At 71.0% G+C, this 15,666-nt stretch carries 15 protein-coding genes; 9 read left to right on the top strand and 6 right to left on the bottom strand.

Going from position 1 to position 15,666, the window contains the following annotated elements; all coding sequences use genetic code 11:
- Positions 1–17 precede the first annotated feature (17 nt).
- Both FFS15_RS13060 and FFS15_RS13055 read right to left on the bottom strand, forming a co-directional pair.
- Positions 18–1,586: a glycoside hydrolase family 6 protein gene (locus FFS15_RS13060; protein ID WP_137845477.1), complete on the bottom strand. Its 1,569-nt coding sequence runs from the start codon at positions 1,584–1,586 to the stop codon at positions 18–20.
- 164 nt (positions 1,587–1,750) lie between these two features.
- On the bottom strand, positions 1,751–2,602 hold the full coding sequence (locus FFS15_RS13055) for an alpha/beta hydrolase (RefSeq protein WP_137845476.1): 852 nt from the start codon (positions 2,600–2,602) through the stop codon (positions 1,751–1,753).
- Between the two features lie 106 nt (positions 2,603–2,708).
- Here FFS15_RS13055 and FFS15_RS13050 point away from each other — a divergent pair, with 106 nt between their 5' ends.
- Both FFS15_RS13050 and FFS15_RS13045 read left to right on the top strand, forming a co-directional pair.
- On the top strand, positions 2,709–3,164 hold the full coding sequence (locus FFS15_RS13050; RefSeq protein ID WP_137845475.1) for a MarR family transcriptional regulator: 456 nt from the start codon (positions 2,709–2,711) through the stop codon (positions 3,162–3,164).
- A complete protein-coding gene (locus tag FFS15_RS13045; RefSeq protein ID WP_137845474.1) occupies positions 3,161–4,510 on the top strand; it encodes an MFS transporter in 1,350 nt (449 codons plus the stop codon). Before FFS15_RS13050 ends, FFS15_RS13045 begins: the two co-directional genes overlap by 4 nt.
- A gap of 11 nt (positions 4,511–4,521) precedes the next feature.
- Here the strand turns inward: FFS15_RS13045 and FFS15_RS13040 are convergent, their stop codons facing one another.
- Both FFS15_RS13040 and FFS15_RS13035 read right to left on the bottom strand, forming a co-directional pair.
- Complete coding sequence (locus FFS15_RS13040; protein WP_137845473.1) at positions 4,522–5,775, bottom strand: D-arabinono-1,4-lactone oxidase; 1,254 nt, start codon at positions 5,773–5,775, stop codon at positions 4,522–4,524.
- Positions 5,776–5,803: 28 nt separating this feature from the next.
- The gene (locus FFS15_RS13035) at positions 5,804–6,808 is read right to left on the bottom strand and encodes a LacI family DNA-binding transcriptional regulator (RefSeq protein WP_137845472.1); all 1,005 of its coding nucleotides are present in this window, start codon (positions 6,806–6,808) and stop codon (positions 5,804–5,806) included.
- Positions 6,809–6,951: 143 nt separating this feature from the next.
- Here FFS15_RS13035 and FFS15_RS13030 point away from each other — a divergent pair, with 143 nt between their 5' ends.
- From FFS15_RS13030 to FFS15_RS13005, 6 genes are all read left to right on the top strand, one after another.
- The gene (locus FFS15_RS13030) at positions 6,952–7,314 is read left to right on the top strand and encodes an L-rhamnose mutarotase (protein ID WP_137845471.1); all 363 of its coding nucleotides are present in this window, start codon (positions 6,952–6,954) and stop codon (positions 7,312–7,314) included.
- Positions 7,311–8,477: an L-rhamnose isomerase gene (rhaI, locus tag FFS15_RS13025; RefSeq protein ID WP_137845470.1), complete on the top strand. Its 1,167-nt coding sequence runs from the start codon at positions 7,311–7,313 to the stop codon at positions 8,475–8,477. The genes FFS15_RS13030 and rhaI overlap by 4 nt, the downstream gene beginning before the upstream one ends.
- Positions 8,478–8,481: 4 nt before the next feature.
- Positions 8,482–9,357 carry an alpha/beta hydrolase fold domain-containing protein gene (locus FFS15_RS13020; protein ID WP_137845469.1) on the top strand — a complete coding sequence of 292 codons (876 nt, stop codon included), beginning with the start codon at positions 8,482–8,484 and terminating at the stop codon, positions 9,355–9,357.
- The gene (locus tag FFS15_RS13015; protein WP_137845468.1) at positions 9,354–11,390 is read left to right on the top strand and encodes a bifunctional aldolase/short-chain dehydrogenase; all 2,037 of its coding nucleotides are present in this window, start codon (positions 9,354–9,356) and stop codon (positions 11,388–11,390) included. The genes FFS15_RS13020 and FFS15_RS13015 overlap by 4 nt, the downstream gene beginning before the upstream one ends.
- An 85-nt stretch (positions 11,391–11,475) precedes the next feature.
- Positions 11,476–12,921: a rhamnulokinase family protein gene (locus FFS15_RS13010; RefSeq protein ID WP_137845467.1), complete on the top strand. Its 1,446-nt coding sequence runs from the start codon at positions 11,476–11,478 to the stop codon at positions 12,919–12,921.
- 137 nt (positions 12,922–13,058) lie between these two features.
- Entirely contained in the window at positions 13,059–14,036 is a 978-nt protein-coding gene (locus tag FFS15_RS13005; protein ID WP_137845466.1) for a serine hydrolase domain-containing protein, read from the top strand.
- Positions 14,037–14,074: 38 nt separating this feature from the next.
- Here the strand turns inward: FFS15_RS13005 and FFS15_RS13000 are convergent, their stop codons facing one another.
- Positions 14,075–14,338, bottom strand: a complete 264-nt coding sequence (locus FFS15_RS13000) for a hypothetical protein (protein ID WP_137845465.1) — start codon at positions 14,336–14,338, stop codon at positions 14,075–14,077.
- A 136-nt stretch (positions 14,339–14,474) separates the two neighbouring features.
- On the opposite strand from FFS15_RS13000, the gene FFS15_RS18645 reads away from it, so the two are divergent.
- On the top strand, positions 14,475–14,621 hold the full coding sequence (locus FFS15_RS18645) for a hypothetical protein (RefSeq protein ID WP_171013191.1): 147 nt from the start codon (positions 14,475–14,477) through the stop codon (positions 14,619–14,621).
- Positions 14,622–14,627: 6 nt separating this feature from the next.
- Here FFS15_RS18645 and FFS15_RS12995 read toward each other — a convergent pair whose 3' ends face one another.
- Positions 14,628–15,641 carry a LacI family DNA-binding transcriptional regulator gene (locus FFS15_RS12995; protein WP_137845464.1) on the bottom strand — a complete coding sequence of 338 codons (1,014 nt, stop codon included), beginning with the start codon at positions 15,639–15,641 and terminating at the stop codon, positions 14,628–14,630.
- Between the last annotated feature and the right edge of the window lie 25 nt (positions 15,642–15,666).

The following is a 15,666-nucleotide window of genomic DNA, read 5'->3' as shown; positions in this document are numbered from 1 at the left end:
CCCTCTCGATTCTTCGCTCAGCGGGTGGTGCAGGCCTTCCCGTTGAGGTGGAACTGCCACGGCTCGACGGCCGCTCCGGTGCCGGTGACGGCGATCGCGGTCGTCTTGCCGGGTCGCAGCGTCGCGATCGGGCGAGCAGCCGTCACGGTGACGTCGGCGCCGCTCTGCACGGCGGTGCCGCCGACGACCTTCTTCACCTGCTGGTCACCGTCGAACGACCACGACAGGGTCCAGGGCGACAGCGTCGAGGTGCTGTTGTTTCGCACCACGAGCGCGGCGAGGAAACCCTTGCCGACCTTGGTTCCCGTGACCTTGACCTCGCAGGTGAGGGGCGCCACCGGTGGGTTCGACAGCGCGACGAGCTCACGAGCCTGCTCGACGAACCACTGACCCGCTGCCGGGTCCTCGATCCCGCGCTCAGGGTCGAGGGGTCCGGGCGTGCCGCGGTAGCACTTGCCGTCGGACTCGCCCGGCACCTTGATCCACAGGTAGGCGTCGACGAGAGGCACCCCGGTTGTCGTGTCGGGCAGGAGGCCGAGGCCCCGGTCCGGCGGGTTGCACCAGTCCTCCGCGTCGGAGTACACCCCCGCCGGGGGCGTCCACGGGCCCTGCCCGTTGCGACTCGTGTCGATGACGAAGTGCGTCATCGACGCCGGGTCGAGGCTGACTCCCGCGCCCGAGAGGTCCTGGGCGTACTTCTCATCGGTGAGCGTCCAGGTGCTGAAGTCGCCGGGGCTTGCCGGGTAGTACTGACTGGCACACCACTGCGCCTGCCACCAGCTCACCTGGGTCGTCAGCTCGATGCACTGGGAGATCCAGCTGCCGTACTTGTGCAGCCGCTCGGTCAGGACGTAGTTGGAGGCGTTCAGGAAGAAGCCGTCCGCACGCTCGACGCCTGCCTCCAGGAGACGGTGCGAGATGTCGCCGACACCGAGCCAGCCACTATGCGTGCCGTCGAGGTACACCGCTGTGCTCTCCGAGGCCTTGAGTGCGTCGACCGCGTAGTTCAGCTGCTCGAACCGCGCCGAGGCTGCGGTCGCAGCGGAGACGCCCGCGGGCTGGCACCACTCGGCATCTCCGTTGATGGTGACGTAGTGGGGGATGATGCCGAGGCCGTCGGGCTCGAGGATCACGGTGGCGGCACGGTCGCCGATGCCCGCGGCGAATCCGTCGATCCACGCGGTGTACTCGGCGGTGTTCAGTGCCCCGCCCGCGGAGTACTGCGCGCAGTCGCGGAACGGCAGGTTGTAGGCGACGAGCACCGGCATCTCGCCGCGGTTCGCCGCGGCGGTGACGACCTCGTCGACGGCCGCCTCGACCTCTGCGGGAGTTCCCTTCGTGAACCAGTCGGCCGACGGGATCGAGCCGAGCAGCTGGGCATCGGTGCGCGCCTGGCCGCTGAGTCCCTGGGCCGCTTCGAGGGTCGTCGACCAGGGATTGAGGAACAGCTCCGAGCCTTCCAGGCCGCTGTCGGCGGCCCCAGCTGCGGACGCGCCGAGAGGTACGGCGAGCCCCGCGGCGAGTGTGGCCGCCGCGGCGAGTGCGAGCACCCTGCGGCGCGACGATCGGGGGGAATCGTGGGACATGTGTGTGCGTCTCCTTGGGTCTTCGTCGACCGGGCCCTGAGCGTCATCGCTGAGGGGGCTCACCCGTGGGAGCGCTCCCACGGGTGTCACTGGTCACAGAATGGCGCACCGGTGGTCACCGCGTCAACCGTTCCGCAACGATCGGCGTGCGTGGAGGACTCCGGTCAGTCGCGCGCCGGCAACCGCTGGTCGAGCCATGCGAGCAGGTCGCCGCGCACATCCTCCTGCGCGACCTCGTTGAAGATCTCGTGCCGGGCGTCCGGGTACACGAGCGTGGTGACATCGGTGAGCCCCGACCGCGTGCGATATGCGTCGGCGAGCTTGTGCACGCTGCGCGGCCCGCCGACCGTGTCGTCGCGGCCGACCATGAGGAGCACGGGGATGTCGACGCCGAGGTTCTTGCGGGGCCTGCCGAACAGCCGCGCTCCATCGATGGGTCCGAACAGCTTCATGACCGAGTCGGTCGTCGTCAGCGGGTCCTCCAGGAACGCGCGGCCGACCGACAGATCCGCCGCGAGCCACTCGGTGCCCATGGCGTCTTCGCCCTTCCACGGGCGGTTCAGATCGCCCGAGTTGAGCGAACCCGGCCAGCGCAGCGCCGACCCGCTCAGCACGACCGCGTCATAGGCCTCGGGGTGGTCGTTGAGGAGGATCTGCGCGAGGAAGGATCCCCACGAGTGCCCGAGCAGCACAAGCGGCAGGTCAGGGTTCTCGGCGCGGATCTGCTGGGTCAGCTGCCAGATCGCCGCGACAGCGGCGGGCATTCCGCCCGGGCCGAGATGGCCGAGCCGAGACGCATCGCCCGCGTGCTGCTTCATGCCGGTGCGCCCATGACCGCGGTGGTCGTCGCCGTAGACGATGTAGCCGTCGGCGGTGAGCGCGTCGATGAGGGCGCCGTAGCGGCCGACGTGCTCCCCGACGCCGTGGAGCAGCTGGACGACCGCGCGCGGCGTGGTCTTCGGGCGGTGAACGTCGTAGACGATCGCGATGCCGTGCGCATCGGTGAACTCGGGCATGCGGAGAGTCTAGGCGTGCGGATGCCGAGGGCTGCGGCATCCGATCTCCGAAGAATCGGCCATCACATTTGTTTAGCACAGCTAATGAGCTAGGCTAAGGAATCGCATGAGCAGCCACGGAACCCCCACGCCCCCCGAGATCGACGACCTCTCCGCCGCCGCGTCGGATCTCCGCATCGCGACCTTCCGCTTCGCACGGCGTCTGCGAACGCAGCGCGCGATCGACTCGATGAGCGACGGCCAGTTCGCCGTGCTCGCGGCGCTGTGGGTGCACGGACCGCACACGCTCGGCGAACTCGCCGACCGCGAGCGCGTTTCGGCGCCGTCGATGAACCGCACCGTGAACTGCCTGCAGGACGCAGGGTACGTAGCCCGCTCGGCGGACGAGTCCGACGGCCGGAAGGTCGTGATCTCGCTGACCGACAACGGTCGCTCCGTCGTCGACGAGACCGCGCGCCGGCGCGACGCGTGGGTCGAATCCGCCCTCGCCGACCTCTCCCCGGACGAGCGCGAGACGCTCGCCCGCGCGGCCGAGATCATGAACGCGATGGTCGCCCGATGAGCGCGATGTTCCGTTCGTTCTCGGTCTTCAACTACCGCGTGTGGTTCATCGGCGCACTCGTGTCGAACATCGGCGCGTGGATGCAGGCGACGGCGACCAGCTGGGTCGTGCTCACCGAGCTGACCGACAACGACGCCGCAGCGATGGGCGTCACGATGGCCCTGCAGTTCGGTCCGCCGCTGCTGCTCGTGGGCGTCACCGGATGGGTCGCCGACCGCTTCGACCGGCGGCGCCTGCTCATGCTGACGCAGGGGCTTCTGCTGATCATCGGGCTCACGATCGGCGCGCTGATCCTCGCGGGGGTCATGACGCTGCCGCTCATGTACGCGTTCTCGCTCGCGCTCGGCGTCGTCGCCGCGTTCGACAATCCGACGCGGCAGGCGTTCGTCTCGGACCTCGTGGCACGCGAGAACGCCTCGAACGCGGTGGCCCTGAACGCCGCCTCGTTCAACGGCGCGCGCATGATCGGTCCCGCGGTCGCCGGACTCGTGATCGTCGCGGTCGGCACCGGGTGGGTGTTCCTCGTGAACGCCGTCACCTTCATCGGCATGATCGTCGCGTTGCTGCTCATCCGGGTCGACGAGCTCATCCCCCGCGTGAAGGCGACCGGGTCGGCGCGGCTGGCCGACGGCTTCCGATACGTCGCCAAGCGGCCCGACCTCATCGTCACCTTCGCGATGGTGTTCCTGGTCGGCGCCTTCGGCATGAACTTCCCGATCTACGCGTCGACGATGGCGATCGAGTTCGGTCAAGAGGCTGACGGGTTCGGCCTGCTCAGCTCGATCCTCGCGATCGGCTCGTTGGCGGGCGCGCTGCTGGCCGCACGCCGTGATCGCGCCCGGATCCGCGTCGTGATCGGAGGCACGCTGCTCTTCGCGGTGGCGGCCACGGCATCCGCCTTCATGCCCACCTACTGGGCATATGCCGCAACGCTCATGTTCACCGGCTTCGCCGTCGTCACGATGCTCACGACCGCGAACGGATACGTGCAGACGACCACGGATCCGGCGCTCCGCGGCCGCGTGCTGGCGCTGTACATGGCGATCTTGATGGGCGGAACGCCGGTCGGCGCCCCCATCGTCGGGTGGGTCGCTTCAGAGTTCGGCCCCCGCGTCGCGATCCTCGTCGGCGCGACGGCTGCCCTCGTCGCGTTCGCCATCGGGGCCACCTGGCTCGTGGTCTCCGGGCGCCTGCACCGCCACGAAGACCGCCGCTTCCGCCTCACGATCGACGAGACCCGACCGATGTCGGTGGTGCGGGCAGCGCCCGAGGAGTTCTCGGAAGAGGTCGCGACGACCACGCCGATTCCGGTGCCGGCCGACGCCTCCCGCTCGCGAACGCGCTGATCCGTTCGCGCTCAGCGCTCAGCGCGCACGCCCAGCCGCTGCAGGTGCGCGTTCGCGAACCGGCCCTCGGGGTCGAGCCGCTCGAACACCGCCCGGGCATCGACGAGCCGTGGGTGCACGCGCGCGATCGCCGCGGCGTCGAACGTGTGCAGCTTCCCCCAGTGCGGGCGGGCGCCGAGCGGCGCCAGCGCCTCCTCGATGCGCGGCAGCACACCGAGGACCCCTGCGGGGTCGTTCCGCCACGTGAAGTGGATCGCGAGCATGTCGCGCGCGTAGGCGCCGCTCAGCCACAGGTCATCGGATGCCGCGGTGCGCAGCTCACTGACCAGCAGGTGCGGCTGGATGAGCGGCGCCAGCGCGCGCATCGCGTTCAGCGCCGCCGGCGCGTCCGCCCGCGCGACGAAGTACTCGCTCTGGATCTCGTCGCCGAAGGACGGCTGGCCGTCGAGGCGGAAGTGCGGGAGGCGCAGCATCCACGGTCCCGGCACTCCCCCGAGCTCCGTGATGTCGGGCAGATCCTCGAGAGGGTTCGCCGTCACATCGCGCGCGCCGTCGAGCAGCTCGTCGGGCACGGCATCGTCGTCGGCGTCGAGGCGCGTCTTCACCCACACGTCGCCGATGCCGCCCTCGTCCCACCGCGTGAACACCGAGACGCTGTAGCCGGCGCCGGTGATCGCGCGGAAGTCGGCGAGCGCGGCATCCCACGACACGCCCTTGTATACGTCCTGGCGCATGCGGTACGACGGCTGCACCGCGAGGGTCAGCCGCGTGACGACACCGAAGGCTCCGACGCCGGCCGCGAGCGCCGGGAAGTCGGGGTCGCCACGGTGCACATCGTGCACCTCGGCATCCGCCCCGACAAAGCGGATGCCGCGCACCGCCGTCGTCAGCACGCCGTTGCGATCGCCGGATCCGTGGGTCGCGGTGGCCGTCGCGCCGGCGACGGAGATGTGCGGGAGCGAGCCGAGGTTGTGCAGCGCCCAGCCCTCTGCGTCGAGCCACTGCGCCAGCACGCCGTAGCGCGTGCCGGCCGCGACGTCGACGGTCACGCCGCCGTCGCCGCGGTCGAGCGAGAACCCACCGTCGAGCCCGCTGACGTCGATCAGGGTGCCGGACGTGTCGGGAAGATCGGTGAACGAGTGCCGTGTGCCGAGCGCGTGCACCGGCCCGCCCGCGGCGACGGCGTGCCGCACATCATCCTCCGTCGACACCGCGACGATGCGAGGGGCTGCGTACGCGTGGGTTCCGGCCCAGTTCTGAGGCATGCCCGCCACGCTACTCGCGCTCGGCATCTCAGCGCGGGACGGTCGACTCCCGGATGACGAGCTCGGGCTGGAACACCACCTGCTCGCGTTCACCGCTGCCGTCGACTTCGGCGATGAGCAGGTCGACGGCGCGCGAGCCGATCAGCTCGCTCGGCTGGCGGATCGACGACAGCGGCACGACTGTCGCCGCCGAGAAGTCGATGTCGTCGTAGCCGATCAGGGCGATGTCGCCGGGGACGGCGATCGAGCCCTGCATGACGAGGGCCTGCAGCACGCCGACCGCGAGCAGGTCGTTCGCAGCGAACACGGCATCGGGCCGGTCCGACGCCGGGCGGTCGCGCAGCCCTTCGCCCGCCGCGCGGCCCGCGAGCACCGACAGCGCCGGCGTCTCGATCACTTCGATCTCGGCATCCGAGTACTCCGCCACGGCACTCCGCGCACCCGCGAGGCGGTCCGCCACCTGGCGCACCGACAACGGTCCGCCCACGAACGCGAGGCGCCTGCGGCCGGTCTCGAGCAGATGGCCAGCGGCGAGGCGGCCGCCGGCGACGTCGTCGACGGAGACCGATGACACGTCGACATCGTCACTCGGACGGTCGACGAGCACGACCGGGATGCCACGTGCCCGCAGGCCCTCCAAGCGCGCCGACACATCGTCGACGGGGGTGATGAGAACGCCGTGCACGCGCTGCTGCTCGAACAGGTCGAGGTAGTCGGCCTCACGGGCCGCGTCGTCGTCGCTGTTGCCGAGGAGGATCGCCAGGTTGCCGGCGGCGGCACGGGTCTCGGCGCCGCGCGCGACGTCGGTGAAGAACGGGTTGCGCACATCGAGAACGATGAGCCCGATGCTGCGGCTGCGGCCGGCGCGCAGCTGCCGCGCGGCGTCGTTGCGCACGAAGCCGAGCTGCGCGATCGCGGCCTGCACCTTCTCGACGGTCGCGGGCGCCACCTTGTCGGGTCGGTTGAGCACGTTCGAGACGGTGCCGACGGAGACGGATGCCGCCGCGGCGACGTCCTTCACGCTGACAGCCATCCGCATCCCCCGTCCGTTCGGCGCTGTCCGTGAGTGTAGGGCACGGCGGCGCGTGGCCGACCGTGGCTTGTGCTCGCGCGTTTCGTCATCTAATCTTGAAACGATTCACGCCGCCGGCCGGAAGGCCACGAAGGAGCACCTCGATGACGAGCACCGCCGCGACGACGCGGGTCTGCTTCCAGCTGCAGGTAAAACCCGAGATGCTCGACGAGTACCTCCGCCGCCATGCCCCGGTGTGGCCCGAGATGCTTGCCGAGATCGCGGCCTCGGGCCGTCGCAACTACTCGCTCTTCCTCGGCGACGGCGGTCGCCTCATCGGCTACTACGAGACCGACGACGACGCGGCCGCGCAGGCGTACCTGGCAGCATCCGCCGTCGCCGCCCGCTGGGAAGCCGAGATGGCCCCCTTCTTCGCGGGCCTCGAGGGACGCCCCGACCAGGCGGCGACCCCCCTCACCGAGATCTTCAACCTCCACGACCAGCTCACAGAAAGCACGCGATCATGACGACGCTGTCCCCCGACATCCTGCAGACCCTCGAAGGCCAGGGCATCGAGCTGCCCTCGTGGGCGTTCGGCAACTCCGGAACGCGCTTCCGGGTGTGGACGACCGAAGGCACGCCGCGCGACCCCTACGAGAAGATCGCCGACGCCGCCCAGGTCAACAAGTACACCGCGCTCGCGCCGAGCGTGGCCCTGCACATCCCGTGGGACAAGGTCGACTCGTACGACGACCTGCGCGCGCACGCCGAAGGCCTGGGCGTGCAGCTCGGCACGATCAACTCGAACACGTTCCAGGACGAGGACTACAAGTTCGGCGCGCTCACCCACCACGACGACCGCATCCGCCGGAAGGCCATCGACCACCACTTCGAGTGCATCGACATCATGCACGCGACCGGGTCGCGCGACCTCAAGATCTGGCTCGCCGAGGGCTCGAACTACCCCGGCCAGACCGACATGCGCGGTCGCCAGGACCGCCTCCAGGACTCGCTCGAGCAGATCTACGCCCGCCTCGGCGACGAGCAGCGCCTCGTGCTCGAGTACAAGTTCTTCGAGCCGTCGTTTTACCACACCGACGTTCCGGACTGGGGTACGTCCTACGCGCAGGTGGCGGCCCTCGGCGACAAGGCGCTGGTGTGCCTCGACACCGGCCACCACGCGCCCGGCACCAACATCGAGTTCATCGTGATGCAGCTGCTGCGTCTCGGAAAGCTCGGCTCGTTCGACTTCAACTCGCGCTTCTATGCCGACGACGACCTCATCGTCGGCGCCGCCGACCCGTTCCAGCTGTTCCGCATCGTCTTCGAGGTCATCCGCGGCGGCGGGCTCAACAACCCCGACGTCGCCTTCATGCTCGACCAGTGCCACAACGTCGAGGACAAGATCCCCGGCCAGATCCGCTCTGTGCTCAACGTGCAGGAGATGACCGCGCGCGCCCTGCTCGTCGACCGCGACGCGCTCGCCGCGGCCCAGTCCTCGACCGACGTGCTCGCCGCGCAGGCCGTGTTCATGGACGCGTTCTACACCGACGTGCGCCCGGCGCTCGCGGAATGGCGCGTCTCGCGCGGCCTTCCGGCCGACCCGATGGCGGCCTACGCCGCCTCCGGCCACCTGCAGCAGATCGCGGCCGAGCGCGTCGGCGGCACCCAGGCCGGCTGGGGCGCCTGAACCGATGACCGAAGCGTACGCCGCCGCAGACGGACTCGTCCGCGTGTACCCCGCACGAGCCCCGCACGGGGCAGGGCTCGTGTGGGCGCACGGTGGCGCGTTCGCGTTCGGCGACCTCGACATGCCGGAAGCCGATGCGGTCGCCCGCGCGCTCGCCGCGCGCGGCACGACCGTGGTCTCGGTCGACTACCGCCTCGCGCCCGTTCCGGCCGAGTGGGATGCCGACGGCGGCGCCCGCGCCGGGCACCACTACCCGGCCGGGTCGGACGACGTGCTCGCAGCCTGGTCGTGGACGCTCGAGAACGCCGACCGGCTGCGCATCGACACCGGTCGGCTCGCGATCGGCGGTGCGAGTGCGGGCGGCAACCTCGCCGCCGGTGCAGTTCTGCGCCTCTCAGGCGCCGGCCTCGGCATCCTCCCCGCCCTCGTCGTGCTCGCCTACCCCACGCTCCTCGCGGTGCAGCCGGCGCCCGACGCCGCGCTGCGCGCACTCCTCGACGCGAACCCCGACGCCGACCGGTTCGGCCCCGCGGCGGTGCTCGCGATGTACGAGAACTACCTCGGCGGGCCGGTCGACGACGCGCCGCTCGCCTCCGTGCCGGGCCGGGCGCATCCCGCCGACCTGGACCGGTTCCCGCCGACGCTCATGATCAACGGCGAGGTCGACGAGCTGCGGGTCTCGGGCGAGGCGTTCGCCGCATCCCTCCGTGCCGCCGGCCGCGACGTCGACGTCGTCACCGAGCCCGGCACCGACCACGGCCACCTGAACCGACCGGGCGAGGGCGCGGCATCCGTCTCGCTCGATCGCATCGCCACCCGACTCGCGCACCTGCGCACCCCCTCTCTCGCCTCCGCGACCACCGAAGGAAACACACCATGACGAACCCGGCAGCCTCCGATCTAATCGCGCGGTCGAACCGCCTCGGCGCCGACCCGGCCAACACCAACTACGCCGGCGGCAACACCTCCGCCAAGGGCACCGAGACCGACCCGGTCACGGGCGAGCCCGTCGAGCTGCTGTGGGTCAAGGGCTCGGGCGGCGACCTCGGCACCCTGACCGAGCAGGGCCTCGCGGTGCTGCGCCTCGACCGCATGCGCGCGCTCGCGAACGTCTACCCCGGCGTCGACCGCGAAGACGAGATGGTCGCGGCGTTCGACTACTGCCTGCATGGCAAGGGCGGCGCCGCCCCCTCGATCGACACCGCGATGCACGGGCTCGTGGATGCCGCGCACGTCGACCACCTGCACCCCGACGCCGGCATCGCGATCGCGACCGCCGCCGACGGCGAAGCCCTCACCCCGACGATCTTCGGCGAGAAGGTCGTGTGGGTGCCGTGGCGCCGCCCCGGATTCCAGCTGGGCCTGGACATCGCCGCGATCAAGGAGCAGAATCCCGCTGCGATCGGCTGCGTCCTCGGCGGCCACGGCATCACCGCGTGGGGCGACACGTCGGAGGATGCCGAGGCGAACTCGCTCTGGATCATCGAGACGGCGCAGGCCTACCTCGACGCGAACGGGAAGGCCGAGCCGTTCGGCGCCGTGCGCGCCGGGTTCGAGTCCCTTCCGGAGGCCGAGCGCCGCGCGAAGGCCGCCGCCCTCGCGCCCACGATCCGCGGGATCGCATCGACCGACAAGCCGATGGTCGGCCACTTCACCGACGCGGCCGTCGTCCTCGACTTCCTCGCGTCGGCGAACGCGCCGCGGCTTGCCGAGCTCGGCACCAGCTGCCCCGACCACTTCCTCCGCACCAAGGTCAAGCCGATGCTGCTCGACCTTCCGGCAGACGCGTCGGTCGAGGCATCCCTCGCCCGTCTCGCCGAGCTCCACGAGGCCTACCGCGCCGACTACCAGGCCTACTACGATGCGCACGCGACCGACGAGAGCCCCGCGATCCGCGGCGCCGACCCGCTCATCGTGCTCGTCCCGGGCGTCGGCATGTACTCGTTCGGCGCGAACAAGCAGACTGCGCGCGTCGCGGGCGAGTTCTACGTCAACGCGATCAACGTGATGCGCGGCGCCGAGTCGGTCTCGACGTATGCCCCCATCTCGGATGCCGAGAAGTTCCGGATCGAGTACTGGGCGCTCGAAGAGGCGAAGCTGCAGCGGATGCCGAAGCCCAAGACCCACCAGGGGCGCATCGCGCTCGTCACCGGCGCCGCCTCCGGCATCGGCAAGGCCATCGCCGTGCGCCTGGCCGCCGAGGGCGCGTGCGTCATCGTCGCCGACCTCGACCTCGAGAAGGCGCAGGCCGCCGCAGCCGAGCTCGGCAGCACCGACGTCGCGATCGGGGTCGCAGCCAACGTCGCCGACGCCGACGCGATCCAGGCCGCGTTCGATGCCGCGGTGCTCGCGTTCGGCGGCGTCGATCTCGTCGTCAACAACGCCGGGCTGTCGCTGTCGAAGCCGCTGCTGGAGACCACCGAGAAGGACTGGGACCTGCAGCACGACGTGATGGCGAAGGGCTCGTTCCTCGTGTCGAAGGCCGCGGCGAAGATCCTCATCGAGCAGAAGCTCGGCGGCGACGTGATCTACATCTCGTCGAAGAACTCGGTGTTCGCGGGCCCGAACAACATCGCGTACTCGGCGACCAAGGCCGACCAGGCCCACCAGGTGCGCCTGCTCGCGGTCGAGCTCGGCGAGCACGGCGTGCGCGTCAACGGCATCAACCCCGACGGCGTCGTGCGCGGCTCGGGCATCTTCGCCTCGGGCTGGGGCGCGAACCGCGCGGCGACGTACGGCGTCGACGAGCAGGATCTCGGCAAGTTCTACGCCCAGCGCACGATCCTCAAGCGCGAAGTCGTCCCCGAGAACGTCGCCGACGCGGTGTACGTGCTGACCGGCCCCGAGCTCTCCCGCACGACAGGGCTGCACATTCCGGTCGACTCCGGCGTGGCCGCGGCGTTCCTCCGATGACCCCCCGCCTCTTCCGTTTACGGACGGAACACGCCGCTACGCCCGCCGCCTGCACGGCGCGTCTCGTCCGTAAACGGTCTGGGCGATGAGCGCGGGGACGGGGGGCGCGGCGGGCACAGGCGGCGCAGTCGCGGCGGTCGACCTCGGCGCGACGAGCGGCCGCGTCATGATCGGACGCGTGAGCGACGGGATGCTGTCGCTCGAGTCGGTCGCGCGCTTCCCGAACGGCCCGGTGCCGGGGCCTGACGGCCTGCACTGGGACTTCACGGCGCTGTATCGCCACATCGTCGAGGGCCTCCGCGAAGCAGTGAAGCGCGAGCCCGGCATCGCCAGTGTCGGCATCGACTCGTGGGCCGTGGACTACGGTCTCGTGGCCGGCGACGAGGTGCTCGGCGAGCCCTTCCACTACCGCGACGACCGCACCCACCGCGGGGTCGAGCGCGTGCACGGCGTCATTCCCTTCGACGAGCTCTACCGCCGCAACGGGCTGCAGTTCCTGCCCTTCAACACGCTGTACCAGTACGTCGCCGAGCGCCGTCTCGACGACGCCGACGTGGCGCTGCTGATCCCCGACCTCGTCGCCTTCCTCCTCACCGGAGCTCGGGTCGCCGAGCGGACGAACGCCTCGACGACGGGCCTCGTCGACGTGCGCACGGGGCAGTGGGACCTCGAGCTCGCCGAGCGCCTGGGGATTCCGGCATCCGTCCTCCCCGACCTCGTCGACCCGGGGGCGCTCCTCGGCACCCTGCGCGGCGCCGCCCGCGAGCGCGTCGCGGCACCGCTCGAGGTCGTCGCCGTCGGCTCGCACGACACCGCGTCGGCGATCGTCGCCGTGCCGCTGAGCACCCCGAACGCCGCCTACATCTCATGCGGCACGTGGGGGCTCGTGGGTGTCGAACTCGACGAGCCCGTCGTCACCGACGAAGCCCGTGCCGCGAACTTCACCAACGAGGGCGGCGTCGACGGACGCGTGCGCTTCCTCCACAACGTCACGGGACTCTGGCTGCTCAGCGAGTCGGTGCGCACGTGGGAGGCGGAGGACGGTGCGCCGATCTCACTCCCCGACCTGCTGGATGCCGCGGCCGCCGTCGACGGCGACATCGCCCTCTTCGACGCGAACGACCCGCGGCTCGCCGCCCCCGACGACATGCCCGCGCGCATCGCGGCGGTGCTCGATGAGGAGGGTGCGCCGGTTCCGGCATCCCGAGCCGCGTTCACGCGGACGATCGTCGAGTCGATCGCGGCAGCCTTCGCCGCTGCTGTGCACACCGCCGGGCGGCTCACCGACCGCGACGTCGACGTGATCCACATCGTCGGTGGCGGATCGCTCAATCGCCTGCTGTGCCAGGCGACCGCCGATCGGGCGGGCCTGCCGGTGCTCGCCGGCCCGGTCGAGGCGACCGCTCTCGGCAACGTTCTCGTCCAGGCTCGCACCCACGGCTGGTTCGGACCGGACGCGACGCTCGAGACGCTGCGCGCGGCCGTCGTCGCCGCGTTCCCGCCCGAGCGTTTCGACCCGCGGGCGCAGTGACCGCGTCGCCCCGCCGACCGCGCCCCCACCCCGCGAGTGCACGACGTACCGTCGAGTGCACGGCCTCGCCGCGCGGCCAGGCCGTGCGCTCGCAGCCAAGCCGTACACTCGCGATCCAGTAGAGGAGCAGGTACCGCATGAACAACTACACAGCGGCCTACGACTGGGCGCGACGACACGTCGATGCCGGGCGCCTGCCCACAGCCGTGCTCGGGATCGCGACCGTGGACGGCGTCGTCGCGCTCGACGCGTTCGGCGCGACCGGCAGCCGCACCGCACGGGTCGACGACCACTACCGCCTGTTCTCGATCACCAAGCCGCTCGTCGGCCTCACCGCGGCACGGGCGATCGAGCGCGGGATGCTGACACCCGAGACTCCGCTCACGGCAGCGCTCCCGGACTTCGGCGCCGACCGCGACGACATCGTTCGCCTGCGCCACCTCGCAAGCCACACGTCGGGCATCGTCGAACCCCCACTGGACGCGCCGAAGGGGCTGCGCGCGCCGCTCCTCGCGGGCGGGCGCGACTTCGCCGCCGGCACCGCGTCGCGGTACTCGTCCGTCGCGTTCGAGGGCATCGCCGCGATGATCGAGCACTCGACCGGCGCCTCGTGGGATGCCGGCATCGCGGCCTGGGCCGCGGCGATCGGCGCCGACGGGTTCACGCTCGACGAGGCCGCAGACCCGCATGAGATCCCGGATGCCGCGGCCGCCGGCCTCGACCTGGAATCGTTCGTGCGCCTGCGGCACCCCGGCGCCGGCGTGATCGGCCGCGCCCACGACCTGCTGGCGCTCGGAGTGGCGCTGCTGCGCGACGACGGCGCGATCGTCGCCCCGGCGACGCACGCCATGATGCTCCGGCCTCTCACCGCCGACATCCCGCGCCTCGAGCCCTACCCCGCCGAGCGCGGACAAGACTGGGGCTTCACCTGGAACCTCCGCACCCGCGCGCCCGGCCTCATCGACCGCGATGTCTACGGTCACGGCGGCTGGTCGGGCACCGAGTTCTGGGTGCACCCGTCGGCCGGTGTCGCCTGGGTGCTGCTGTCGAACCAGGCGCAGCGACCGGGCGTCGACATCGACGAGCTCGACAACGCGGTGTTCTCAGGTCTCTGACGCCTCTCGCGCCAGAGAGCTGAGGCCCGCCGTCGCGCTCAGCCGCGTCCCGGCGCGCGCTCGGACGGGTTGCCCGAGGTGTCGAGGCAGTTCGAGGCGCCGCCGGTTCCGGCGTGCGGACCGGGGTTGCCGCCCTCGGCATGGTCGGCGACCTTGACGTGCACGGTTCCGAAGTACGAGAACCCGGGCGTCGTGCCCGCGCTGTCGACGCAGTGCGCGGCCGATGCCGCACCCGCGGAGCCGAACATGATCGCCGCAGCCACCGCGGTGACGGCGAATCCGAATGACAGGGTCTTCTTCATTGAATGCTCCAATCGTCGGGGGTCTCCCCCGTTCTGTTCGGAGCGGCGGACGATTCGGATGCCGCGGCCGCAGCATCCGGCATCGCGCATGTCAACGCCCTTCCCCGTGCGCCGAACGCCGACGTAGTGTCGGGCCATGAGCGAACGCCGAGCAGAGGGCCAGCCGATCGAGGACGATGCCCCGACCGGCGGCGACGAGACGACCGAGGAACAGCTCGATGCCGACAACGCCGTCGAGGAAGACACCCTGAAGACCCTCGACCCCGACGCCCCGCCCGCCTGACAGTGACTACGCGGCGGGCGGTCGCGTCGAGGTGCGAACTCGCAGCTCGGGCTGGAAGACCTCATGCACCGGTGCCGCGCGCCCGGCTACGCGCTCGAGCAGCAGCTGCACGGCACGCGCACCCATGACGTCCCCCGGCTGGTGCACGGTCGTGAGCCCGATCGCCGGGTGCGCGGCGATCGGAACGTCGTCGTATCCGACGACCGAGAGGTCCGCGCCTGTCTCGGCGACCGCGCGCAGCGCGCCGATCGCGAGCTCGTCGTGGGCGGCGAAGAGCGCCGTGGCCGTGGTGCCTGCTTCAATGGCCGCGCGGACGGTCTCGTACGCGGCATCCTGACCCTCGTCGGTGCGCCACACCTCGACATCGTCCGCGCGCCCTGCTGCCGCCATCGCGGACTGGTATTCGCGCAGGCGCACGCCGTGCGGCGATCGCTCCGCCTGGTCGGATTCGTTCAGCGTCAGGTGCGCGATGCGCGCGTGTCCGAGGCCGAGCAGGTGCTGCATCGCGGCGGCCGTCCCGGCGACGTCGTCACCGGCGACCGTGTCGTAGTCGTCGGAGAGGTCATGGCGGCCGAACATCACGACGGGGGTGGATGCCGCGATCCTCTCGAGCCCGCGCTGGTCGACGCGCGGCGAGACCGCGATCACGCCGTCGACCTGGCGGTCGACGAGCGCCTCGATCGCGCGCAGGCCCTGACGCGATCCCTCTTCGGCCGGGGCGATGACGATCTGGTACGGCGTGCCGCCGAGGGCTCCCATGGCTCCACCCAGCATGCGGGTGAAGAACTGGTTGCCGAAGTCGGGGATCTCGATGCCGATGGTGAAGGTGCGCCCGCGCATCGCGCGCGCGGCGACCTTGGGTCGATACTCGAGCTCGACCATCGCCGCGGTCACCCGCTCGCGCATCGCGGGGCTCACGCCGTACGCATCGCGCAGCACCTTCGAGACGGCTGCGCGCGAGACTCCCGCGGCGGCGGCGACGTCTTCGATCGTCGCCGCGCGCCGCTGGTCGATGGTCATGATCTGAGGGTAGTGGCGGCACTGC

Source organism: Microbacterium sp. 2FI, from assembly GCF_005502885.1.
Classification (GTDB): domain Bacteria; phylum Actinomycetota; class Actinomycetes; order Actinomycetales; family Microbacteriaceae; genus Microbacterium.
The sequence above is the reverse complement of the archived record's forward strand: the minus strand, read 5'-3'. Positions and strand labels throughout refer to the sequence as shown.